This window comes from Halobacillus halophilus DSM 2266 (genome assembly GCF_000284515.1).
Taxonomy (GTDB): domain Bacteria; phylum Bacillota; class Bacilli; order Bacillales; family Halobacillaceae; genus Halobacillus; species Halobacillus halophilus.
Map to the genome: position 1 here is coordinate 115,250 of NC_017668.1, position 24,698 is coordinate 139,947.

24 protein-coding genes and 2 other annotated features are annotated in these 24,698 nt (G+C 43.2%); all 24 genes read left to right on the forward strand.

Annotated elements, in window-relative coordinates; all coding sequences use genetic code 11:
* Positions 1–56: 56 nt before the first annotated feature.
* The 24 genes from radA (at position 57) to rpsG (ending at position 24,690) form a co-directional block, all read left to right on the forward strand.
* The gene (gene radA, locus HBHAL_RS00605; protein ID WP_014641394.1) at positions 57–1,436 is read left to right on the forward strand and encodes a DNA repair protein RadA; all 1,380 of its coding nucleotides are present in this window, start codon (positions 57–59) and stop codon (positions 1,434–1,436) included.
* Complete coding sequence (gene disA / locus HBHAL_RS00610; protein WP_014641395.1) at positions 1,437–2,510, forward strand: DNA integrity scanning diadenylate cyclase DisA; 1,074 nt, start codon at positions 1,437–1,439, stop codon at positions 2,508–2,510. It begins immediately after the preceding gene.
* A 156-nt stretch (positions 2,511–2,666) separates the two neighbouring features.
* Positions 2,667–3,767 carry a PIN/TRAM domain-containing protein gene (locus HBHAL_RS00615; protein WP_014641396.1) on the forward strand — a complete coding sequence of 367 codons (1,101 nt, stop codon included), beginning with the start codon at positions 2,667–2,669 and terminating at the stop codon, positions 3,765–3,767.
* A 119-nt stretch (positions 3,768–3,886) separates the two neighbouring features.
* The gene (locus HBHAL_RS00620; protein WP_014641397.1) at positions 3,887–5,077 is read left to right on the forward strand and encodes a bifunctional 2-C-methyl-D-erythritol 4-phosphate cytidylyltransferase/2-C-methyl-D-erythritol 2,4-cyclodiphosphate synthase; all 1,191 of its coding nucleotides are present in this window, start codon (positions 3,887–3,889) and stop codon (positions 5,075–5,077) included.
* Between the two features lie 57 nt (positions 5,078–5,134).
* Entirely contained in the window at positions 5,135–6,604 is a 1,470-nt protein-coding gene (gene gltX / locus HBHAL_RS00625) for a glutamate--tRNA ligase (RefSeq protein ID WP_014641398.1), read from the forward strand.
* A 44-nt stretch (positions 6,605–6,648) separates the two neighbouring features.
* Positions 6,649–6,861: a binding site (T-box leader), on the forward strand.
* Positions 6,862–6,929: 68 nt separating this feature from the next.
* Positions 6,930–7,580, forward strand: a complete 651-nt coding sequence (gene cysE / locus HBHAL_RS00630; RefSeq protein ID WP_014641399.1) for a serine O-acetyltransferase — start codon at positions 6,930–6,932, stop codon at positions 7,578–7,580.
* A 1-nt stretch (position 7,581) separates the two neighbouring features.
* Positions 7,582–8,982: a cysteine--tRNA ligase gene (cysS, locus tag HBHAL_RS00635; protein ID WP_014641400.1), complete on the forward strand. Its 1,401-nt coding sequence runs from the start codon at positions 7,582–7,584 to the stop codon at positions 8,980–8,982.
* Positions 8,983–8,987: 5 nt separating this feature from the next.
* Positions 8,988–9,398: a Mini-ribonuclease 3 gene (locus HBHAL_RS00640; RefSeq protein WP_014641401.1), complete on the forward strand. Its 411-nt coding sequence runs from the start codon at positions 8,988–8,990 to the stop codon at positions 9,396–9,398.
* On the forward strand, positions 9,391–10,134 hold the full coding sequence (gene rlmB, locus HBHAL_RS00645; protein ID WP_014641402.1) for a 23S rRNA (guanosine(2251)-2'-O)-methyltransferase RlmB: 744 nt from the start codon (positions 9,391–9,393) through the stop codon (positions 10,132–10,134). Before HBHAL_RS00640 ends, rlmB begins: the two co-directional genes overlap by 8 nt.
* Positions 10,135–10,136: 2 nt before the next feature.
* Entirely contained in the window at positions 10,137–10,646 is a 510-nt protein-coding gene (locus HBHAL_RS00650; RefSeq protein ID WP_014641403.1) for an NYN domain-containing protein, read from the forward strand.
* Positions 10,647–10,727: 81 nt separating this feature from the next.
* Positions 10,728–11,384, forward strand: coding sequence for an RNA polymerase sporulation sigma factor SigH (gene sigH, locus HBHAL_RS00655; RefSeq protein WP_014641404.1), 657 nt, complete (start codon positions 10,728–10,730; stop codon positions 11,382–11,384).
* A 61-nt stretch (positions 11,385–11,445) separates the two neighbouring features.
* A complete protein-coding gene (gene rpmG, locus HBHAL_RS20635) occupies positions 11,446–11,610 on the forward strand; it encodes a 50S ribosomal protein L33 (RefSeq protein WP_269448432.1) in 165 nt (54 codons plus the stop codon).
* Between the two features lie 42 nt (positions 11,611–11,652).
* Complete coding sequence (secE, locus tag HBHAL_RS00660) at positions 11,653–11,829, forward strand: preprotein translocase subunit SecE (RefSeq protein ID WP_014641406.1); 177 nt, start codon at positions 11,653–11,655, stop codon at positions 11,827–11,829.
* Positions 11,830–11,955: 126 nt separating this feature from the next.
* Positions 11,956–12,492 carry a transcription termination/antitermination protein NusG gene (nusG, locus tag HBHAL_RS00665; protein WP_014641407.1) on the forward strand — a complete coding sequence of 179 codons (537 nt, stop codon included), beginning with the start codon at positions 11,956–11,958 and terminating at the stop codon, positions 12,490–12,492.
* Positions 12,493–12,644: 152 nt separating this feature from the next.
* On the forward strand, positions 12,645–13,070 hold the full coding sequence (gene rplK, locus HBHAL_RS00670) for a 50S ribosomal protein L11 (RefSeq protein WP_014641408.1): 426 nt from the start codon (positions 12,645–12,647) through the stop codon (positions 13,068–13,070).
* Between the two features lie 115 nt (positions 13,071–13,185).
* A complete protein-coding gene (rplA, locus tag HBHAL_RS00675; RefSeq protein WP_014641409.1) occupies positions 13,186–13,881 on the forward strand; it encodes a 50S ribosomal protein L1 in 696 nt (231 codons plus the stop codon).
* A gap of 54 nt (positions 13,882–13,935) precedes the next feature.
* Positions 13,936–14,089: a sequence feature (ribosomal protein L10 leader region), on the forward strand.
* Between the two features lie 40 nt (positions 14,090–14,129).
* The gene (gene rplJ / locus HBHAL_RS00680) at positions 14,130–14,630 is read left to right on the forward strand and encodes a 50S ribosomal protein L10 (protein WP_014641410.1); all 501 of its coding nucleotides are present in this window, start codon (positions 14,130–14,132) and stop codon (positions 14,628–14,630) included.
* A 54-nt stretch (positions 14,631–14,684) separates the two neighbouring features.
* Entirely contained in the window at positions 14,685–15,050 is a 366-nt protein-coding gene (rplL, locus tag HBHAL_RS00685; protein ID WP_014641411.1) for a 50S ribosomal protein L7/L12, read from the forward strand.
* A gap of 78 nt (positions 15,051–15,128) precedes the next feature.
* Positions 15,129–15,734 carry a class I SAM-dependent methyltransferase gene (locus tag HBHAL_RS00690; RefSeq protein ID WP_014641412.1) on the forward strand — a complete coding sequence of 202 codons (606 nt, stop codon included), beginning with the start codon at positions 15,129–15,131 and terminating at the stop codon, positions 15,732–15,734.
* A gap of 315 nt (positions 15,735–16,049) precedes the next feature.
* The gene (gene rpoB / locus HBHAL_RS00695) at positions 16,050–19,577 is read left to right on the forward strand and encodes a DNA-directed RNA polymerase subunit beta (RefSeq protein WP_014641413.1); all 3,528 of its coding nucleotides are present in this window, start codon (positions 16,050–16,052) and stop codon (positions 19,575–19,577) included.
* A 74-nt stretch (positions 19,578–19,651) separates the two neighbouring features.
* Positions 19,652–23,260: a DNA-directed RNA polymerase subunit beta' gene (rpoC, locus tag HBHAL_RS00700; RefSeq protein WP_014641414.1), complete on the forward strand. Its 3,609-nt coding sequence runs from the start codon at positions 19,652–19,654 to the stop codon at positions 23,258–23,260.
* A 144-nt stretch (positions 23,261–23,404) separates the two neighbouring features.
* Entirely contained in the window at positions 23,405–23,656 is a 252-nt protein-coding gene (locus tag HBHAL_RS00705) for a 50S ribosomal protein L7ae-like protein (protein WP_014641415.1), read from the forward strand.
* A gap of 97 nt (positions 23,657–23,753) precedes the next feature.
* On the forward strand, positions 23,754–24,167 hold the full coding sequence (rpsL, locus tag HBHAL_RS00710) for a 30S ribosomal protein S12 (RefSeq protein WP_014641416.1): 414 nt from the start codon (positions 23,754–23,756) through the stop codon (positions 24,165–24,167).
* A gap of 52 nt (positions 24,168–24,219) precedes the next feature.
* Positions 24,220–24,690, forward strand: coding sequence for a 30S ribosomal protein S7 (gene rpsG / locus HBHAL_RS00715; protein WP_014641417.1), 471 nt, complete (start codon positions 24,220–24,222; stop codon positions 24,688–24,690).
* Positions 24,691–24,698: the final 8 nt, after the last annotated feature.

The window sequence follows — 24,698 nt, forward strand, 5'->3', positions numbered from 1 at the left end:
GTGAAACTTTTTCACAATCATAATCGTATAAACTAGAAGGGAAGGGGCGAGTAATCTTGGCAAAAAGAAAGACAAAGTTTGTTTGCCAGGAATGTGGTTACGAAACGGCGAAATGGATGGGCAAATGTCCAGGGTGTCAACAATGGAATACGCTCGTTGAAGAAGTGAGCGCTCCAAGTACAAATTCCCGCCATGTGTTTCAAACTAGTTCCACTTCCTCAAAAACGAAACCAGAAAAAATCAATTCCATAAAATCCGAAAAGGAACCGCGTCTCCCGACGGATATGCCAGAGTTTAACCGTGTACTTGGCGGAGGAATAGTAGCCGGCTCCCTGGTTTTAATTGGCGGAGATCCGGGGATAGGTAAATCAACATTATTGCTTCAGGTATCGGCTCAGATTGCCAATAAAGATAAGCCTGTTCTTTATATCTCAGGTGAAGAATCTTCAAGACAAACTAAGTTAAGAGCCGAGCGGTTAAATATAACCTCAGATGAACTCTATGTATTATCTGAAACAAATCTGCAGGATGTAATCAACCAGATTGAAGCAATAGAACCAGAGTTTGTCGTAATTGATTCCATTCAGACCATTTTCAAGGAAGATGTTACATCTGCTCCAGGAAGCGTATCTCAGGTTAGAGAATGTACAAGTCAATTAATGAGAATAGCCAAAAATAAAGGTATTCCAATTTTTATTGTAGGGCATGTTACTAAGGAAGGTTCGATAGCGGGACCAAGACTCCTCGAGCATATGGTGGACGCCGTTTTATATTTTGAAGGGGAAAGACACCATACGTTCCGCATACTCAGAAGTGTAAAAAACCGTTTTGGTAGTACACATGAGATGGGCATTTTCGAAATGAAAGAACAAGGTTTAGTGGAAGTATTAAACCCATCTGAAATTTTCCTGGAAGAAAGGTCTCAAGGAGCGGCAGGTTCCGTTGTAGTTGCATCTATGGAAGGTACACGTCCTGTACTCGTAGAAATACAGTCTCTAATATCTCCTACTGCCTACGGAAATCCAAGAAGAATGGCTACAGGGCTTGATAACAACCGTGTTCCATTACTCATGGCCGTTTTAGAGAAGCGGGCCGGTCTCCTCTTACAAAACCAGGATGCTTATGTGAAAGTAGCAGGGGGAGTGAAGCTGGATGAGCCTGCGATTGATTTGGCGGTTGCTTTAAGCATTGCTTCGAGTTTTAGAGATCAAGTTTCTAAGGCTGAAGATGTAGTGGTTGGAGAAGTCGGCCTGACAGGAGAGGTTCGCCGTGTCGCTCGTATTGAACAGCGTGTGCAGGAAGCCGCAAAGTTAGGGTTCAAGCGTGTGATTATTCCTAAGAAAAACCTGGATGGATGGAAGCCTTCTTCTTCGATCGAAGTGGTAGGGGTAAGTACGGTACAGGAAGCTATGAAGGTTACATTGGGGGACGCATAAATGGAATGGCATGATATGAAAGAGAATGGAATTGGAGAAATTTTGAAGCTTGTGGCTCCAGGCACGCCGCTCCGTGATGGTATCGATAATGTGCTGCGAGCTAATACAGGAGGATTGATCGTCCTTGGTTATGATGAAGTCATTCGGGATTTGGTGGATGGCGGATTTAATATTCAATCTGACTTCACACCTGCACACTTATATGAGCTGGCTAAAATGGACGGAGCCCTAATTCTAAACGATGAAGCTACCAAGATCCTTTATGCGAATGCGCAGCTGATGCCCGACCCGGATATTCTCTCTACAGAAACTGGGATGCGCCATCGTACGGCTGAGCGTGTAGCGAAGCAGACAGGATCCTTAGTTATTGCCATATCACAGCGGAGAAATGTTATCACTCTGTATAAAGGATCTTTGCGGTATTCCTTGAAGGACATTGGCGTAATATTAACAAAAGCTAATCAGGCAATTCAGACGTTGGAGAAATACAAAAATGTACTGGATCAGTCCATAACCAACCTCGGTGCAATGGAATTTGAAAACATGGTTTCCTTTTCTGAAGTCATTCAAGTGGTCCACCGGGTGGAAATGGTACTTCGAACGAAAACAGAAATACTCAACTATGTGAATGAACTCGGAACAGAAGGACGTTTAATTCAACTGCAGATGACAGAACTGGTATCAAATATTGAAGAAGAGGCAGCTTTACTCTTGAAAGATTACAGTAAGCGTCCAGACTACGAACCATATTATATTTTAAGAAAAATGCAGGAAGTAACAAATCCGGAGTTGTTGTCAGATGAACAGGTGCTCAAGCTGTTAGGGTATTCTCCTAATACGAAGATGTCAGATCCGCTTCACCCTAGAGGTTATAGGATTTTAAGCCGTATTCCCCGTCTTCCGCCTTTAATTATTGAGCATTTAGTAGAAAGGTTTGGAACCCTGGACGATATGATTCAGGCTTCTCAAAAGGATCTGGTAGGTGTAGATGGTGTAGGAGAGATAAGGGCGACGAAAATTCGGGATGGTTTAGAACGGATCCAAGAGCAGCTATTTGTAGATCGTCATATATGATTCTATTGACTTATTTACTATGAATATGGTATGATAAATCGTTTCGGAGATTGACTTTTTTTGGAAACTATGCTATTTTATAAAGCATCATTCCTCGTATTACACGGTTATTAGGTGTGAGGTTTGGTCATACTGTGAGTGAGGAGGTGGATACAAGTGCTTAAACGAATTGTACAGTTGTTTATTGTCATAACCGGTGGAACGATCGGTTACCTCTATTTTCCGGAATTGTTAACAGCCATGGGACTCACTTGGCAGAATTGGATGCAAGCAGTTTTAGGGGCCGTACTTGGAGCACTTATTTTATTTTTATTAACATTTTGGATCGTGGATTATATTGTAGATTTTCTTAGATGGATTGAGGACACCTTGGTCCGGGCGCCTGTCGCCGATCTTTTATTCGGCAGCCTTGGGTTAATTGTTGGTCTGATCGTTGCCTATCTAATCAACATCCCGGTGCAAGATATTCAAATTCAAGTGGTTAATCAGGTGGTGCCGATTTTCTTGACCTTTTTACTGGGTTACTTCGGTTTCCAGGTGGGATTCAAACGGAAGGACGAGTTCCTCAATATGGTTTCGAAAAAAGAAAAAGCCGATGAAGGAACTTCTTCATCTCCTGCGCCTGCGGGAGTAGACAGTTCATTAATTCCAAAAGAAAAAATTCTGGATACGAGCGTAATTATTGATGGACGTATTGCAGATATTTGTGAGACCCATTTCCTTGAGGGCACGATAGTGATTCCTCAGTTCGTCCTGGAAGAATTACAGCATATTGCAGATTCTTCTGATGGATTGAAAAGGAACCGCGGTCGACGCGGACTTGATATTTTGAACCGTCTTCAGAAAGACCTCCCAGTCAATGTGGAGATCTATGAGGGAGATTTTGAGGATATTCAGGAAGTGGATAGTAAACTGGTTAAACTGGCTAAGGTTATGAATGGGATTGTTGTTACGAATGACTTTAATTTAAATAAAGTATGTGAATTTCAAAATGTCCAAGTATTGAATATTAACGACCTTGCCAATGCAGTGAAACCAGTAGTACTTCCTGGTGAAGAAATGAGTATACAGGTGATCAAAGATGGCAAGGAGCAAAATCAGGGTGTAGCGTATTTAGATGATGGCACGATGATCGTAGTAGAAGAAGGAAAAAGCTACATTGGAAAGACAATTGAAGTGGTCGTTACCAGCGTCCTTCAGACATCTGCCGGACGAATGATCTTTGCTAAACCGAAATCACTTGAAAAAGCCCTTTAAAAACGGTATAAACAAATAGAGACTAACAAAAGTGATAACCGGTGAGTTATCGCTTTTGTTATTTACAGAGATAGTTATAGTGGTTATTTTATGGTTTAAACCAGTTTAGGATGGATACTATGATAAATTATACGGCAGTGGTACTTGCAGCAGGACAGGGCAAGCGCATGCTGGCTGGTAAAAATAAGCAGTTTCTAAAAATAGAAGATCAACCGTTAATATTACATACACTCTCCGTTTTTGCTAAAGACGAATGGTGTGCTGAAATCGTTCTAGTGACTAATCCAAAGGAAAGAGAGCAGATGGAAGAACTGCTTCAAGCGTTTTCTTTAAATAAAGAGATTCAGCTGGTAGATGGAGGAGCGGAGAGGCAGGATAGTGTGTTTGCGGGATTAAAGGCCATAATTCATACAAATCTGCCCGTGTTTATCCATGACGGAGCACGTCCATTTGTTAAACGAGAGCTCTTGCACGAATTGGCCGAGCGGACGATTGAAAAGCATGCCGCTCTATTAGCGGTACCTGTAACAGATACGATCAAACAGAAGAATGATCAATTACTGAGCACACTGGATCGAAAGACACTATGGGCAGCCCAGACACCCCAAAGCTTCACTTTTTCGTTGATCTATAAAGCGCATCAAAAAGCACAGGAGAGCGGATACTATGGGACAGATGATGCTTCCTTAGTCGAGAGCCTGGGAGAAGAAGTGGCTATTGTGGAGGGAAGCTATGATAACATCAAACTAACGACGCCAGAGGACTTACATAAAGCAGAGTCTTATATACAAAACCAGCGCAAAGGAAAGGAAGTGGAGAATCCTATGTTCCGAATTGGTCAAGGTTTTGATGTACACCAGCTGACGGAAGGACGTAAATGCATCATTGGGGGAGTTGAGATTCCTCACGAAAAAGGACTTCTTGGGCACTCGGATGCTGATGTTCTTCTTCATACCATTGCCGATGCCTGTTTAGGCGCAATTGGAGAAGGAGATATCGGCAAACACTTTCCTGATACAGATCCTGAATATAAGAACGCCGATTCTGGTATGCTTCTGCAGCATGTCTGGAAATTTGTAAAAGCCCAGGGGTATGAACTCGGAAATGTGGATTGTACGGTCATTGCGCAAGCCCCCAAAATGGCTCCCTTTATTGAGGAGATCCGTGAGAATATAGCTTCTTTACTGGATGCGGAGACGAAACAGATTAATGTAAAAGCTACTACCACTGAAAAACTAGGTTTTACTGGAAGGAAGGAAGGAATCGCGGCTCAAGCCGTCGTTCTTTTGCAAAAAGATCAACAAGCCTGACAAAAAAATGATAAAATAAAACTGGAAAAAAGGAACGGTAACGAAAGGAGTACAATTATGTCGAATGAAGTTCGAGTACGTTATGCACCCAGCCCGACCGGCCATCTTCACATTGGGAATGCAAGAACGGCCCTGTTCAACTATTTGTTTGCACGAAATGCCGGAGGAAAGATGGTTATCCGCATTGAGGATACAGATGAAAAGCGAAATGTAGAAGGCGGAGAGCAAAGTCAGCTTAATTATTTACGCTGGCTTGGAATTGATTGGGACGAAAGCCCGGATAAGGGTGGGGAATACGGTCCTTATCGCCAAATGGAGCGCCTGGATCTTTACCAAAAATATGTAGATGATTTGCTTGAGCGCGGCCTGGCATATAAATGTTATATGACAGCAGAAGAGCTGGAAGCAGAACGAGAAGCACAAATTGCACGTGGAGAAGCACCAAAGTATTCAGGAGCTCATCGTGACTTAAGCCAAGAGCAGATTGAACAGTTTGAGGCAGAGGGACGCGAACCAAGTATTCGCCTGCGTGTACCGGAAAACCATACGTACACGTTTAACGATATCGTCCGTGAAAACATCACGTTCGAATCCAGTGATTTTGGGGACTGGGTTATTGTAAAGAAAAGCGGAACACCAACCTACAACTTTGCCGTTGCTGTAGATGATTACCTTATGGCGATCACTCATGTACTACGCGGGGAAGAGCACATCTCAAACACACCTAAGCAAATGATGGTATATGAAGCGTTTGGATGGGAGCCGCCTAAGTTTGGTCATATGACACTCATTCTGAATGAAAATCGTAAAAAGCTAAGCAAGCGTGATGAACACATCCTGCAGTTCATTGAGCAATATAAGAACTTAGGATATTTACCTGAATCATTATTTAATTTTATTACTTTGCTTGGCTGGTCGCCGGTAGGCGAAGAGGAAATCTTCACTCAGGATAAACTGATTGAAATATTCGATGCGGAACGTCTCTCTACTTCACCAGCGGTTTTTGACCCTGCAAAACTGAAGTGGATGAACAACCAGTATATTAAATCGGCTGAGTTTGATCGTGTAGTAGAGTTAACTCTCCCTCATCTCATCGAAGCGGGACGTGTTTCAGAGAATATGAGTGATTCCGACCGGGAGTGGGTCCATGAATTAATTGCTCTCTACCAGGAACAATTGGATTATGGCGCGCAAATTGTGGAGCTTACGGAATTATTCTTCAAACAAGAAATACAATATGATGAGAGCGCTATGGAAGTGCTGGAAGGCGAGCAAGTGCCAGAAGTGCTTGATACGTTCAAGAAAAAGCTGAATGAACTGGAAGAATTCACGCCAGAAGCGATCAAGAAGCAGGTTAAAGCCGTACAAAAAGAAACCGGCCATAAAGGGAAGAAGCTTTTCATGCCGATTCGTGTAGCTACAACCGGCCAAACACACGGTCCAGAACTGCCCAATGCTATTCACCTGCTTGGTCTTGAAACCGTCAATGTCCGTTTAGATGATGTATTAAATAAACTTCAAGGCTAAACTTTTCACAAATGACTTCTTATGTCATATAGTAGAGTTACCAATAAGAAACGTTGATGAGGAGAAGTAGAAGAGGTTTCCCATACACAGAGAAAATCACCCCGGCTGAAAGTGATTATTTGGGACCGCTTTGAAATGCACCTCTGAGTCTTCTGCCGAAACGAGTAGGCTGAAGCGGTTACCTTCCGTTAGCAAGGCTGAAGAGGGGAAGCAATTTTTCCCAAGCAGAGTGGAACCACGCGGAACGCGTCTCTGTGCCATAGGGCACGGAGGCGCGTTTTTTGTAGCTTGATTCCCACTATTGGTTAACAAAGGAGGAGAGCAAATGGGGCTTTTTAAGATGTTTAAGGAAGATGTGGATGTCGTTTTTGATCAAGATCCTGCTGCTCGTTCTTACGTTGAAGTCATTTTAACGTATTCAGGATTGCACTCTATCTGGGCCCACCGGGTGGCACATGCATTCTATAAAAAGAAATTTTTCTTTCTGGCCAGAGTGATTTCCCAATTAAGCCGCTTCTTTACCGGGATAGAAATTCACCCCGGGGCCAAAATCGGCCGCCGTTTCTTCATTGATCACGGAATGGGAGTGGTCATAGGGGAAACCTGTGAAATAGGAGATAATGTTACTTTGTTTCAAGGCGTCACGCTCGGCGGCACAGGCAAGGAAAAAGGGAAGCGTCACCCGACATTACTGGATAATTCCCTGGTAGCTACAGGAGCCAAGGTTCTGGGATCCATCACAATTGGAGAAAGTTCTAAAGTAGGGGCGGGATCAGTCGTCCTCCACGATGTGCCTCACAATTCAACCGTAGTTGGAATACCGGGCCGCGTAGTCGTGCAGGACGGGAAGAAAGTACAGCAGAAAGATCTCGATCATCATAAGATGCCCGATCCAGTTTATGATCGTATCGACCAGTTAGAGAAGGAAATTAAGCAGTTACAAGAGGAAGTAAAAGAAGCTAAAGGAGTGAACTAGCATGAGTATTCATATATACAACACGCTGACAAGAAAAAAAGAACCATTCCGGCCCTTGGAAGAAGATAAAGTAAAGATGTATGTGTGCGGTCCAACGGTTTATAACTATATCCATATCGGCAATGCCCGCCCTGCTATTGTTTTTGATACGGTACGCAGATACTTCGAATACCGTGGCTACGACGTACACTACGTGCTGAACTTTACAGATGTAGATGACAAACTTATCAAAGCGGCGAATGAGTTAGGGGAAGAGGTTCCTGACATTGCTAACCGTTTTATAGATGCCTATAAAGAAGATGTAGGCGCACTTGGCGTTAAAGAAGCGGTGGATCATCCGCGCGTCACTGAAAACATGGATGAAATCATTGATTTTGTAAAAGGGCTGATTGATAAAGGGTACGCCTATGAAGCAAAAGGGGATGTGTATTTCAGAACTCGCTCCTTTGATAATTATGGGAAGCTTTCCCATCAGTCCGTTAATGAACTACGATCCGGCGCCCGCATAGAGGTGGGGGATAAAAAGGAAGACCCGCTTGATTTTACACTATGGAAGGAAGCCAAGCCAGACGAAATATCATGGGAAAGTCCGTGGGGGAATGGTCGCCCGGGGTGGCACATTGAATGTTCCGCTATGGCTAAAAAGTATTTAGGGGAGACCATCGATATTCATGCCGGCGGTCAAGATTTAACTTTCCCTCACCACGAAAATGAAATTGCCCAGTCAGAAGCACATAACGACCAGTCATTTGCGCGTTACTGGATGCACAACGGGTATATTAATATTGAAAATGAAAAGATGTCTAAATCACTTGGGAATTTCATTCTTGCGCACGATCTTGTGAAAAAGCATGACCCTCAGGTTATTCGCTTCTTTATGCTCAGTGTTCAATACCGTCACCCTATTAATTTCAGTGATGAATTATTAAAAGGCGCGAAAAGCAGTTTTGACCGGATTCGTAATGCTTATGAGAATTTAAAGCATCGTAAATCTGCCAGTATGAACCTTCAAAATGATTCAGATCGCTGGATTAAGGAAATAGAAGCTCACAAGGAGCAGTTTATTCAAGAAATGGATGATGATTTTAATACGGCAAACGCCATTTCTGTTTTATTCGACCTTACGAAATCAGCTAATCTTTACCTTCAGGAAGAACAAACCCATACCAGTGTGCTTGAGACATATGAAAATACGTTGAAAGAACTGATGATGGTTCTTGGTCTTGAGATTGAAACCCAGGCAGAATTGCTGGATGAAGAGGTCGATGCCCTGATTGAAGAACGGAAGCAGGCAAGAAAAGATCGTAATTTTGAAAGAGCCGATCAGATCCGCGATGAGTTAAAAGACAGAAATATTATATTGGAAGACACTTCCCAGGGTACACGCTGGAAGAGGGGCTGATCCCCATGACCTTAAAAGATGTTAAACAAATGAAAAGCCTGGCGCTTGCCTACATGGGTGATTCTGTATATGAACTGTATGTGAGGAAGCATCTATTGGAGCAAGGGAAAATACAACCACAACGGCTGCATAAAGCAGCCGTGAAATTTGTATCTGCTGTTTCCCAGGCCCAGGCGGTAGCATACTGGCAGGAAAAAGGGTTATTGACAGAAGAGGAGCAGGGAGTTCTCAGACGAGGAAGAAATGCCAAGTCCGGCTCTGTACCTAAGAGCACAAATGTACAAACTTATCGTTACTCAACTGGTTTTGAAGCGGTTCTTGGTTTTCTTTATTTATCTGGAAAAACCGGGCGGCTGGAAGAATTAATTGAACAGACGATCCAATTTGTAGAAGAAAGGAGTGGAGAAGGTGAATAACGAATGGATTATAGGTAAGAACCCAGTGCAGGAAGCTCTGAAATCAGGAAGAGCTATTAATAAAGTGATAGTGTCCGAGCAGTTACAACACCAGGCCTATAAAAAACTGGAGCAGGCAGCTAAAGAGAATGGGGTTATTGTTCAGAAAGTCCCGAAAAAGAAAATTGACCAGCTCGTCGAAGGAAATCATCAGGGTGTAGCGGCTTCGGTGGCCGCTTATGAATACAGTGACCTTGAGGATTTGTTTGCTAAAGCTGAAGAAAAAGGGGAGCCGCCATTTTTCATCATTTGCGATGAAATCGAAGACCCTCATAACCTGGGATCGATTTTAAGAACAGCGGATGCGAGCGGAGCACACGGGGTTATCATACCAAAAAGGCGCTCAGTGGCCCTCACCTCTACGGTGGCTAAAACGTCTACAGGCGCTATCGAATATATTCCGGTTGCTAGAGTAACCAATCTTGCGAGAACGATCGACGAATTGAAAGAAAGGTTTGTGTGGGTCGTCGGAACAGACGCAGATGGTACGGAAGATTACAGGAGGCTGGATGGGAATATGCCGATCGCACTTGTGATTGGAAGCGAGGGGCGAGGGATGAGCCGTCTAACAAAAGACAAATGTGATTGGACCGTAAGTCTCCCTATGGCTGGGAAAGTAACCTCTTTGAATGCATCCGTTGCTGCTTCTTTATTAATGTACGAAGTGTATAGAAAGCGCCGCCCTGTCGGTGAGTAATAATGAATGTTCTAATAGTTGATGGGTACAACATGATTGGGGCCTGGCCGGAATTGAAAAGGTTAAAAGAACAAGATTTTGGTCAGGCAAGAGATCTTTTAATTGAAATGATGGCCGAGTACCAGTCCTATACCGGGGACCGGATCATCGTGATCTTTGATGCTTATCATGTCCGGGGTGTGGCCAAAAAACAAAAAAATTACAAAGTGGAAGTTATTTTTACGAAAGAAAATGAAACAGCGGATGAACGGATTGAAAAGCTCGCAGGAGAACTAAATGATGTCCGAACTCAAGTTTATGTAGCTACCTCGGATTATGCCGAACAGCGAACAATTTTTGGACAAGGAGCCTTTCGAAAGTCTGCCAGAGAGCTGTACATTGAAGTGAAGAATATTGAAAAACAAATTAAAAAAGATGTCGAAACTCAGAACCAGGTCCAGTACCAGCCTAAGATACCAATGAATAAGGAAGTAAGAGAACTCTTTGAAAAGTGGCGCCGAGGAGATAAATAATTCTGACAACTTGTTGACGCTTTTGAAACGCTTACTGTATAATATTGCTATATTGAGGCAGCACGGTCGGGGGGATCCTGAGTGAGCATCATTCAAACGGAGAAAGACATCAACGAGTTGGATCTTAGCAAACTTGATGACGAAACAATCATCGAACGAATTAATCAGGGAGAGGTCCAATCTCTTGATTATTTAATTAATAAGTATAAGAATTTCGTTCGCGCAAAAGCCCGAACGTATTTTCTTATTGGTGCAGATCGTGAAGATATCGTGCAAGAAGGAATGATCGGTCTTTACAAAGCGATACGAGATTATCAGGAAGGTAAGCTATCTTCATTTAAAGCGTTCGCAGAATTATGTGTCACCCGTCAGATTATTACCGCAATCAAAACCGCCACACGCCAAAAGCACATTCCATTGAATTCCTACGTATCCTTAGACAAGCCCATTTACGATGAAGAATCAGATCGAACCTTGCTTGATGTAATAGCCGGTTCAAAAGCAATAGATCCTCAAGAATTAATTGTGAATAAAGAAAAGTTCTGTGATATGGAAGAGAAGATTTCTGAGCTTTTGAGTGATCTCGAGAAAAAAGTCCTTGCTCTTTATTTGGACGGGCAGTCCTATCAGGAGATTTCAGTTGAATTAAATCGACATGTTAAATCGATTGATAACGCCCTCCAACGTGTTAAAAGAAAGCTTGAAAAGTACCTGGAAGTAAGTGAAATCACATTATAAGACACAGATTGACAGTATGTTTGAAGCGTGCTACATTTGTTGAGTGTATAAACCTCTGGTTATGAGGGGAGAACGTATGAGAAACAAAGTAGTGCTAGCCTGTACAGAATGCCAAAGTCGTAATTATAGTTCATATACAAATCGATCTAATCAATCCGACCGTCTGGAAGTTCGTAAGTTTTGTAAGAAATGTGGCAAACATACCTTACATCGCGAGACGAAATAGAGAAAGAAAGCCGGCAGGCGCAAGTTTGGGGGTATTTGCAGCATGTTTAAGTTTTTTAAAAACGTAGCTCGAGAAATGCGCAAAGTGAGCTGGCCTAAGGGACAGGAACTTACGCGGTACACAATTACTGTTTTAAGTACAGTTGTTTTTGTTGCCGTATTCTTTGCTATTGTGGACCTTGGGATCTCTGAGGTGCTTGAACTTATTTCTAAAGAATAGTAGAGTTGATTTTGTGCTATACTTGTAAATAGACTTACAAAAAACCCGTTCAGCGGGTTTTTTATGTTGGAGAAAATTTTTAAATCGAAAATAAGGGAGGGAAGGGCAAGTATTTGTCCTGAGATAATGGAAAAAAGATGGTATGTTGTTCACACCTATTCAGGTTATGAAAACAAAGTAAGGGCGAACTTAGAGAAACGTGTTGAATCCATGGGAATGGAAGATAAGATCTTTCGCGTTCTTGTCCCTGAAGATGAAGAGACGGAAATTAAAAATGGTAAAAAGAAAATAAACAAAAAGAAAGTATTTCCTGGCTACGTGCTGGCCGAGATGGTCATGACAGATGATTCGTGGTACGTGGTTCGAAATACTCCAGGCGTGACCGGGTTCGTTGGTTCTACTGGTTCGGGCTCAAAGCCCATCCCTCTCCTGCCCGAAGAAGCAGAGACTGTACTAAAACGCATGGGTATGAATGAACAACCGAAAACTGAAGTTAACTTAGAAGTGAAAGAAAGTGTAAAAGTGACAGATGGACCTTTTGCTAATTTCACTGGCACAATCGAATATATTGATACAGATAAACAAAAAGTAAAAGTTCACGTCAACATGTTCGGTCGGGAAACACCGGTTGAACTTGATTTCTCTCAAATAGAAAAACTATAAAATACAATCCTCCCCTTGCATTATGCCTATAAAGATGCTAGAATTTTTATGTTCTATATGTGCCTCGGATTAAGAGGTGTTTTAAGCATATTGCGATGAGTGGGAGGGGTAAACCCTATTACCACATCACGGACTTTAAGGAGGTGTGTCTCGTGGCTAAAAAAGTTATTAAAGTTGTAAAACTTCAGATCCCTGCAGGGAAAGCAAACCCAGCACCACCGGTAGGACCGGCGTTAGGTCAAGCTGGTATTAATATCATGGGTTTCTGTAAGGAGTTCAACGCTCGTACGCAAGATCAAGCGGGTATGATTATTCCGGTTGAAATTACGGTATTTGAAGACCGTTCATTTACATTTGTTACCAAAACTCCACCAGCTGCTGTTCTTCTTAAGAAAGCGGCAGGTATCGAATCCGGTTCTGGTGAGCCGAACCGTAACAAGGTAGCTTCTGTCAATCGCGATCAAGTTCGCGAAATTGCGGAAACAAAAATGCCTGACTTAAACGCTGCTGACGTTGAGGCTGCAATGCGCATGGTTGAAGGTACTGCGCTAAGCATGGGAATTACAGTTGAAGACTAATCCCACAACGTCACTCTGATGGAGTTAAAGGTTGCGAAATAGGAGTTCAACTTCTTTCGCAACCTTTATTCGTGGGAGGTTAATCCGTTAAAACCACAACAAGGAGGAAATTAAAATGGCTAAAAAAAGTAAAAGACAACAAGAACTTCAAAAACTTGTTGATCGTACGAAATCTTATAATGTACAAGAAGCAATCGATCTTGTAAAAGAGACGTCTAAAGCGAATTTTGATGAAACAGTTGAAGCAGCATTCCGTCTAGGCGTTGATCCTAAGAAAGCGGATCAGCAAATTCGTGGAGCTATGGTGCTTCCACACGGTACGGGTAAATCCCAGCGTGTTCTTGTTTTCGCTAAAGGTGATAAAGCGAAAGAAGCAGAAGAAGCAGGTGCTGACTACGTAGGTGAACAAGACCTGATTAATAGCATTAATCAAGGCTGGTTCGATTTTGATGTAGTCGTTGCCACTCCTGACATGATGGCTGAAGTAGGTAAGCTGGGCCGAGTACTAGGACCAAAAGGTCTTATGCCAAACCCTAAAACAGGCACTGTAACGTTTGAAGTAGAAAAAGCAGTTAATGAAATCAAGGCTGGTAAAGTTGAATACCGCGTTGATAAAGCTGCTAACATCCACGTTCCGATCGGAAAAGCTTCTTTCGACAAACAAAAGCTTGCGGAAAACTTCGAAGCTATTACAGATGCTCTAGTAAAAGCTAAGCCTCAAGCATCAAAAGGAACTTATATGCGTAATGCTGCTGTTTCATCAACGATGGGTCCTGGAATCAAAGTTGATGTTTCCAATTTCGCTAAATAATAAAATTTAGTATTGACTTATCGTCCCTAATTAAATTATAATTAGGGACGTTGTATAAATGAATACGTTATACCGTAGACAGCAGGTGCGGATGCAACTCCGCTTAATTTCCTGCCGAGGTGTGTGAATAAGCAGGACAGCGCTAAAAACGCCCTGTTCTCTCATACGTACCTCCATGTCTGCATGGAGGTACTTTTTTGTGAAACCTTCCGGAACGGTATGATGAAAAGTCAATAGGAGGTGGAAAGATGAGCAGTATTATTGAACAGAAACAGCAAATTGTTAGTGAATTGGCTGACAAGTTCCGCAATAGTAAATCTGCTGTATTGGTAGATTACCGCGGTCTTGATGTTGCAGAAGTAACCGAGCTTCGTTCACAACTTCGTGAAGCGGGCGTTGATTTCAAAGTGTATAAAAACACAATGACTCGCCGTGCTACAGAAGCAGTTGAACTAAGTGAACTTCATGAAGTTCTTCAAGGACCAACTGCCCTTGCGTTCCATGAAGATGACGCTGTAGCTCCAGCAAAAATTCTAAACAATTTCGCTAAAGATCACGATAACCTTGAAATTAAAGGTGGCGTAATTGAAGGACAAGTTGCAACTCTTGAACAGCTTCAGGAACTTGCCAACATCCCAAGCTACGAAGGTCTTGTATCTATGTTCCTAAGCGTACTACAAGCTCCTGTACGAAACTTCGCATATGCTACAAAAGCTATTGCGGATCAGAAAGAAGAAGAAAGCGCGTAAATCTCGCGTTCGACTAAACTATAACCTTTAAAATTAATAAGGAGGAAATTTCTCATGTCTAACGAACAAATTATCGAAGCGATTAAAGAAATGTCTGTTCTTGAGCTTAACGACCTAGTTAAAGCAATTGAAGAAGAATTTGGTGTATCAGCTGCAGCTCCAGTTGCTGCCGGCGGTGCTGCTGCAGGTGCAGAAGCTGAAGAAGAGCAAACTGAATTCGACGTAGTACTAGAATCAGCTGGAAGCTCTAAGATCAAAGTTGTTAAAGCAGTACGTGAAATCACTGGTCTTGGTCTTAAAGACGCAAAAGACCTAGTTGATAACGCTCCTGGCGCAATCAAAGAAGGCGTTTCTAAAGAAGAAGCAGAAGAAATGAAATCTCAGCTTGAAGAAGCTGGCGCAACGATCGAACTTAAGTAATTGTATCTTTAAAGTAAAGCTCGCTGATCATCGGCGGGCTTTCTTTTGCTTACTAGATGAAAAGAGGGTGTTCGGATCATGTCGGAACATTACTATTCAAAGAAAACCGCTGCGAAAAGCGATGAAAAAACCTGGTCTTACACATTACGTGACCGCTTATTAACCTTTACTACAGATCACGCCGTTTTCTCAAAAGGTGAAGTAGATTTTGGTTCTCGTTTACTTATAGAGTCGTTTACAGCTCCGCCAGTGGACGGAAACTTCCTTGATCTTGGATGCGGTTATGGACCGATTGGTCTTTCCCTTGCGCTAGAGTATCCAGATCGTCAGGTTGTCATGGTGGATGTAAATGAGAGAGCTTTGAATCTTGCGGAAAAGAATGCTGCTAAGAATCAGGTTACTAATGTAGAGATTAAAGAGAGTGATCGGCTCCGTCAGTTGGAAGGCCGCCAGTTTGCTGCGATACTGACCAATCCCCCTGTACGTGCAGGGAAAAAGGTCGTGCACGCTATGTTCGAAGAGGCTAAGAAGGCTCTTGGTAAATCCGGTGAGTTATGGGTGGTCATTCAAAAAAAGCAAGGGGCTCCTTCTGCAAAACAAAAAATAGAAGAATTGTTTGGGAATATTGAAGTCGTTCGCAAGGAAAATGGCTACTATATTTTCAAAGCTCAAAAGTTTGACTAGGGTATTTAATTATGCTAGTATTGGAAAATGCCCATGTACGCCCGTCCTGTCAAGTCTTTTTTAGGAAAATGTATAAAAAGCTTGGTGGAAGGGTAAAATGGTGAAAATCAATAAGTGAAAGTAAATGAGGTTATCTATATCAAGTCGACCCTTTTTCTTTTTTGTCTAACGTTAGAGAGAAATGAAGAATTACCATTTGCTATAGAGGCGAATGTTTAAATAGTGCTTGTGGCAAGATCAACCGCAAGCCTGTTCGGCATGTCTTGCCGAACGCTTTTTTCGTTATTAAAATGCTTGATTTGAGGGGTGAATCAGTTGACAGGTCAACTAGTTCAGTATGGACGACACCGCCAGCGCAGAAGTTATGCTCGTATCAGTGAAGTTTTAGAGTTACCTAACTTAATTGAAATTCAGACGGCTTCCTACCAATGGTTCCTGGAAGAAGGTTTGAAAGAAATGTTCAAGGACATTTCTCCAATTGAAGATTTCACAGGTAACTTATCATTAGAGTTTGTAGACTACAGCCTTGGCGAACCAAAGTATCCAGTGGATGAGTCAAAAGATCGCGATGTAACATATAATGCACCGCTTCGTGTGAAAGTTCGTCTCTTAAACAATGAGACAGGAGAAGTGAAAGAGCAAGAAGTGTTTATGGGAGATTTCCCTCTCATGACAGACACCGGTACCTTTATCATTAATGGTGCTGAGCGCGTTATCGTTTCGCAGCTTGTTCGTTCTCCGAGTGTATATTACAACAAAAAGATTGATAAAAACGGTAAGAGAGGTTACACGGCTACTGTTATTCCAAACCGTGGTGCGTGGCTTGAGTTCGAAACCGATGCGAAGGATGTAGCACATGTCCGTATCGATCGTACTCGTAAATTACCAATCACCGTACTGCTACGTGCTTTAGGATTCGGAACAGACCAGGAGATTATTGATCTTATTGGTGAGAACGAATACTTGAAGAACACGCTTGAGAAAGATAATACAGAGAACAGTGAGAAAGCATTGCTTGAAATCTATGAGCGTCTGCGCCCTGGCGAGCCGCCAACAGTAGAAAATGCTAAGAGTTTACTTGTTTCTCGTTTCTTTGATCCGAAGCGCTATGATCTAGCTCGCGTCGGACGTTATAAAATGAATAAAAAGCTTCATATAAAAGATCGATTGTTTAATCAAACGCTTGCTGAAACGTTAGTAGACGAAGAAACAGGCGAAGTACTGGCAGAAAAAGGCGATAAAATTGATCGTCGTCTGCTCAATAAATTGATTCCACATTTCGATAATGAAGAAACTACCCTTAGTGAAAGATCTCTTGATCCAGCTGAGGGAGTACTTGAAGAACCGATGCGTGTACAATCGGTGAAAATTGTAGACCCGACAGATCCAGAAGGAGAACGTTCCATTAATGTGATCGGGAATGCAAACATCGACCGTGATGTAAAAAATATTACACCGGCAGATATCATTTCTTCTATCAGTTATTTCTTTAACTTGCTGCATAATGTGGGTGGAACAGATGACATTGACCACTTAGGTAACCGTCGTCTTCGTTCCGTAGGTGAACTTTTGCAGAACCAGTTCCGTATTGGTCTATCCCGTATGGAGCGCGTAGTACGTGAACGTATGTCGATCCAGGACACTTCATCTATTACTCCGCAGCAGTTAATTAATATACGTCCAGTGATTGCTTCAATTAAAGAGTTCTTTGGCAGCTCTCAGTTATCTCAGTTCATGGACCAGACTAACCCGCTAGCGGAATTAACACACAAACGTCGTCTTTCTGCTCTAGGACCAGGTGGTTTAACACGTGAGCGTGCAGGATTTGAAGTCCGTGACGTACACTACTCCCACTACGGACGTATGTGTCCAATCGAAACTCCTGAGGGACCAAACATCGGTCTGATCAACTCCTTATCTTCTTATGCGAAGGTAAATGAATTTGGGTTTATCGAAACACCTTATCGTCGAGTGGATCCAGATACAAACAAAGTAACTTCTCAATTTGATTATCTGACAGCCGATGAGGAAGATAATTACGTTGTTGCCCAGGCCAACGCTAAACTCGAAGAAGACGGTTCCTTCACGGATCCTGAAGTTATCGCTCGTTTCCGTGGTGAAAACACGGTAGTAGGCCGTGATCGCTTAGATTATATGGACGTATCACCGAAGCAGGTAGTATCTGCGGCAACCGCTTGTATTCCATTCTTGGAAAACGATGACTCTAACCGTTCTCTAATGGGTGCAAATATGCAGCGTCAGGCTGTACCATTGCTTCAGCCGGATGCTCCACTTGTAGGTACTGGAATGGAATATGTATCAGGTAAAGACTCAGGTGCAGCTGTTATCTGCCGCAATGAAGGTATCGTTGAGCGTGTAGAAGCAAAAGAAGTGTTCATACGCCGCATATCTGAAGTAGATGGCAAAGAAGTAGAAGGCGATCTTGATCGTTACCGTCTTCAGAAATTCATCCGTTCCAACCAGGGAAGCTGTTATAACCAGCGTCCGATTGTTTCCAAAGGCGATCGTGTAACGAAAGGGGAAATCCTTGCTGATGGACCTTCCATGGATATGGGAGAGTTAGCACTTGGACAAAACCCACTGGTTGCATTCATGACATGGGATGGTTACAACTATGAGGACGCCATCATCATGAGTGAGCGTCTGGTAAAAGATGACGTGTACACTTCTATTCATATTGAAGAATATGAATCAGAAGCCCGCGATACGAAACTTGGGCCAGAAGAGATTACAAGAGACATTCCTAACGTAGGTGAAGATGCTCTTCGTGACTTGGATGAACGTGGAATTATCCGTGTAGGAGCTGAGGTTAGCGATGGAGACCTTCTTGTAGGTAAAGTTACTCCTAAAGGGGTTACGGAATTATCTGCTGAAGAACGTCTGCTCCATGCTATCTTTGGTGAAAAAGCCCGTGAAGTCCGCGACACTTCTCTTCGTGTACCTCACGGTGCAGGCGGAATTGTGCTTGATGTTAAAATCTTCAATCGTGAAGACGGAGATGAACTTCCGCCAGGAGTCAACCAGCTGATTCGCGTGTACATCGTTCAGAAGCGTAAGATATCTGAAGGTGACAAAATGGCTGGTCGTCACGGAAACAAAGGTGTTATCTCTAAGATTCTTCCAGAAGAAGATATGCCATTCTTACCAGATGGAACTCCAGTAGATGTCATGTTAAACCCGCTTGGTGTACCATCTCGTATGAATATTGGACAAGTACTTGAGCTTCACTTAGGTATGGCTGCCCGTCTCCTTGGAGAAAGAGTAGCAACTCCGGTATTTGATGGTGCCCGAGAAGAGGATGTTTGGGAGACGCTTCAGGAAGCTGGTATGTCCCGTGATGCGAAGACCATTCTGTATGATGGACGCACAGGGGAACCGTTTGATAACCGTGTATCTGTTGGTGTTATGTATATGATTAAACTGGCACACATGGTTGACGACAAGCTGCACGCCCGTTCCACTGGACCTTACTCTCTTGTAACCCAGCAGCCATTGGGCGGTAAAGCTCAATTTGGTGGTCAGCGTTTCGGTGAGATGGAGGTATGGGCACTAGAAGCATATGGTGCCGCCTATACTCTTCAAGAAATTCTGACAGTCAAGTCAGATGACGTAGTCGGTCGTGTGAAAACGTATGAAGCGATTGTTAAAGGTGATAACGTTCCAGAACCAGGCGTACCTGAATCCTTTAAAGTTCTAATTAAAGAGCTTCAAAGTTTAGGTATGGATGTGAAAATTCTTTCTGGTGATGAACAAGAAATAGAAATGCGGGATATCGAAGAAGAGCAAACGAAAGAATCCGAGAATTTAAACCTAGACGATTAATAGACGTATTGTTCCAGACACCCGTGTTCTAAAGTTTAGGGTAAAACCCGGATACTGAAAGGGAGGTAGGCCCCTTGCTAGATGTAAACAACTTTGAGTATATGAAAATTGGTTTGGCTTCACCTGATAAAATCAGATCTTGGTCTTACGGTGAGGTCAAGAAGCCAGAAACAATCAATTATCGTACGCTAAAACCCGAAAAAGACGGGTTATTCTGCGAAAGAATCTTCGGTCCGCAAAAAGACTGGGAGTGCCACTGTGGTAAATACAAGCGTGTCCGCTATAAAGGCGTCGTTTGTGACCGTTGTGGTGTAGAAGTAACAAAAGCCAAAGTACGTCGTGAGCGGATGGGGCACTTGGAATTAGCTGCCCCAGTCTCCCACATTTGGTACTTTAAAGGTATTCCAAGCCGTATGGGTCTTGTACTTGATATGTCCCCGCGTGCTTTGGAAGAAGTCATTTACTTTGCTGCTTATATCGTAACGGACCCAGGCGAAACAGCCCTTGAGAGAAAGCAGCTGCTTTCTGAAAAGGAATATCGTTCATACCGTGAAAAATTCGGGCAGGGATTCCAGGCAGCAATGGGTGCTGAAGCTATCCGTAAACTTCTTTTTGATATCGATCTTGAAGGAGAAGTAGAAACTCTGAAAGAGGAATTAAAAACAGCTCAGGGTCAACGACGTACTCGTGCTATTAAACGTTTGGAAGTACTGGAATCTTTCCGTCATTCAGGAAACGATCCTTCATGGATGATTCTTGATGTACTGCCTGTCATTCCACCAGAGATTCGTCCTATGGTTCAATTGGATGGAGGACGTTTCGCAACTTCTGACTTGAACGACTTATATCGTCGAGTAATTAACCGTAACAACCGTCTTAAACGCCTGTTAGATTTGGGGGCACCGACGATTATCGTCCAGAACGAGAAGCGTATGCTTCAAGAAGCTGTAGATGCTCTTATTGATAACGGACGCCGTGGACGTCCAGTTACTGGGCCTGGTAACCGTCCGCTTAAATCCCTTTCTCACATGCTGAAAGGTAAGCAAGGTCGTTTCCGTCAAAACTTGCTCGGTAAACGTGTCGACTATTCCGGTCGTTCGGTTATCGTTGTAGGTCCATCCTTGAAGATGTATCAGTGCGGACTTCCAAAAGAAATGGCGCTTGAATTGTTCAAGCCTTTCGTTATGAAAGAGCTCGTTTCCCGCGGACTTGCACACAACATTAAATCAGCTAAGCGTAAAATTGAGCGCGTTCACCATGAAGTGTGGGATGTTCTTGAAGATGTTATTAAAGAACACCCGGTGTTATTAAACCGTGCACCAACACTTCACCGCTTAGGTATCCAGGCGTTCGAACCTACCCTGGTAGAAGGCCGTGCCATTCGTCTTCACCCGTTGGTATGTACAGCTTATAATGCTGACTTTGACGGTGACCAAATGGCGGTTCACGTGCCGTTGTCTTCCGAGGCCCAGGCAGAAGCTCGGATCCTAATGCTGGCTGCTCAAAACATTCTTAACCCTAAGGATGGTAAGCCGGTCGTTACACCATCACAGGATATGGTGCTAGGTAACTACTACCTGACGCTTGAACGTGAAGGATCTGTTGGAGAAGGAATGTTCTTCAAAGATCTCAATGAAGCGTTAATGGCTTATCAGAATGGGTATGCGCACCTTCATACACGGGTTGCCGTTCAGGCAAGCTCTTTAGGAAATGAAACCTTTACTGAAGAGCAGAATCAGCAGCTGCTTCTTACTACAGTTGGTAAGTTGATCTTTAATGAAATGCTGCCTAATTCCTTCCCGTATATGAATGAGCCAACCCAAGAGAACCTTGAAGTAAAAACACCGGATCAATACTTTGTTCCTAAAGGTACAGATATTCGTCAAGAAATATCGAACCGTGAAGAAGTATCTCCATTCAAGAAAGGGATCCTGGGTGACATTATTGCAGAAGTATTTAAACGCTTCTCTATCAGTGAAACATCCAAGATGCTGGACAGAATGAAAGATCTCGGCTTTGCTTATTCCACTAAAGCAGGTATTACGGTTGGTGTATCTGACGTAGTAGTACTTCCAGAGAAACAAGAAATTCTGGAAGAAGCTCAAGGCAAAGTTGATAAAGTTCTTAAACAGTTTCGTCGTGGTTTAATTACCGACGAAGAACGCTATGACCGAGTAATTGAAATCTGGTCCGGGGCTAAAGATGATATTCAAAACCGTTTGATGAGTTCCTTGAACCCGCGTAACCCTATATTCATGATGAGTGATTCAGGAGCACGTGGTAACGCGTCCAACTTTACTCAGCTCGCTGGTATGCGTGGTCTTATGGCCAACCCGGCTGGACGTATTATTGAACTTCCAATCAAATCAAGCTTCCGTGAAGGCTTAACAGTACTTGAGTACTTTATTTCCACACACGGTGCCCGTAAAGGTCTTGCAGATACAGCACTGAAAACAGCGGACTCCGGTTACCTGACTCGTCGACTTGTCGATGTAGCTCAAGACGTAATCGTCCGTGAAGATGATTGTGGTACAGACCGTGGATTACCAGTAAGTGCAATTACGGAAGGTTCAGAGGTAATAGAACCGCTAATTGATCGTCTGATTGGCCGTACGGCATTCCAAACAGTAAAACACCCGGAAACTGGTGAAGTACTGGCGAGTCGTAACGAAGTTATTTCTGAAGATGGTGCTAAACAAATCGTAGACTCCGGTATTGAAAGCATTGTTATCCGCTCTGCCTTCACTTGTAATACTAAACACGGCGTATGTAAGAAGTGCTACGGCCGTAACCTGGCAACAGGTGACGAAGTCGAAGTTGGCGAAGCAGTTGGAATCATTGCCGCTCAGTCTATCGGTGAGCCTGGTACACAGCTTACAATGCGTACCTTCCACACTGGCGGTGTTGCCGGAGATGACATCACTCAAGGTCTTCCACGTATCCAGGAGATTGTGGAAGCACGTAACCCTAAAGGTCAAGCCGTGATTACAGAAATCGACGGAACCGTACAGGAAGTTAACGAAGTGAAAGAAAAACAAGAGATCGTGGTTCAAGGGGCTGTAGAGAGCCGCTCTTATACGGCTCCGTATGGCGCTCGTATGAAAGTTACTGTAGGAGATGCTGTGTCCGCAGGAAGTCCTCTTACAGAAGGTTCCATCGATCCAAAAGAACTGTTGAATATCCAGGGGCTTGACGGAGTTCAGCAATATCTTCTTAAAGAAGTACAGAAAGTATATCGTATGCAAGGTGTTGAAATCTCTGACAAGCACGTTGAAGTAATGGTCCGCCAGATGCTTCGTAAAGTTCGAGTACTTGATGCTGGAGACACCGATGTACTTCCTGGATCACTTCTTGAGATCCACCAATTTAAAGAAGCGAACCAGAAAGCTCTTGTGGAAGGCGGACAGCCTGCAGTGGGTCGTCCGGTCATTCTTGGTATTACCAAAGCATCGCTTGAAACAGACAGCTTCCTGTCTGCGGCATCCTTCCAGGAAACAACTCGTGTCCTGACTGATGCAGCGATTAAAGGTAAGAGAGATGAACTTCTAGGATTGAAAGAGAACGTTATTATCGGTAAGCTTGTACCAGCTGGTACTGGTATGACACGCTACCGTAAGATTCAGGCTCAGTCTGAAGGAGCACCTGAACAACAGGCCCAGCCAGAAGAAGTCACTCATTCTTAAAAAGAGTAGATAGATGTTAACAAAGGGTAAAATTAATGGAAGCACAAAAAAAACTACCCGAAATGCAGTTGACATGCATTTTGGGTAGTGATAATATAATCAAGGTGCTTCCGTTTATCCTTGTTACTTTGGAGGATATGCAAGATGTCTTATGAAAAAGTAGCACAGGCTAAATCAGAAATAGTGATTGGAACAAAACAAACACTTAAAGCCATGAAAAATGGTGAAGTGATCGAAGTCATAACGGCTGACGATGCTGATCAGACGATGACATTGAAAGTAGTACGGCTAGCCAGGGATCTAAAAATTCCGCATACCCGTGTTTCTTCCATGAAGGAACTGGGAAATGCATGTGGTATTGATGTCGGAGCTGCTACAGTGGCGATAAAGCAATAAAGTTTTGGCGGTAAATCGCGAAAGCTTTGTTTTTTGCCTTTTTATGAACCACCTGGATGTGTGGTATTAAGAAATGTTAAGAAGGGAGGATACAAAAATGCCAACTATTAATCAATTGGTACGTAAAGGACGCGAAAGCAAAACGAAACAAACAAACGCTCCAGCCTTGAACAAAGGCTTTAACAGCTATAAAAAACGTATGACGGATCAGTCTTCTCCACAAAAACGTGGTGTTTGTACACGTGTCGGTACGATGACACCTAAAAAACCGAACTCCGCATTGCGTAAATATGCACGTGTTCGTTTGACCAACCAGCTAGAGGTTAACGCCTATATCCCTGGTATCGGCCACAACCTGCAAGAGCACAGTGTTGTTCTTATCCGCGGTGGTAAGGTTAAAGACTTGCCGGGTGTTCGTTACCACGTTGTACGTGGTGCCCTAGACACAGCAAGTGTTGAAGGCCGCAGACAAGGTCGTTCTAAATACGGTACGAAGAAACCTAAAAAATAATCGATATCGAGATATCGATTAACTATTAAAAATATGGAAGGGAGGGGAACATATGCCACGTAAAGGTCCAGTAGCTAAACGTGATGTGTTACCAGATCCGATGTACAACTCTAAGCTTGTCACTCGTTTGATCAACCAGATTATGGTTGACGGTCAACGCGGGAAGGCACAAAAGATTCTTTATAAATCTTTCGAATTAGTTCAAGAGCGCAGCGGCAATGACGCTATGGAAATCTTCGATCAGGCTATGAAAAACGTAATGCCTGTATTGGAAGTACGCGCTCGTCGTGTTGGTGGTTCCAACTACCAAGTACCTGTAGAAGTTCGCCCTGAACGTCGTCAGGCACTAGGATTGCGTTTCATTGTTAACTATGCGCGTCTTCGCGGAGAAAAAACAATGGAAGAGCGTCTTGCTAACGAAATTCTAGATGCAGGTAATAACACAGGTGCAGCAGTTAAGCGCCGTGAAGAAATGCACAAGATGGCGGAAGCTAACAAAGCATTCGCTCACTATCGTTGGTAATCATCAAA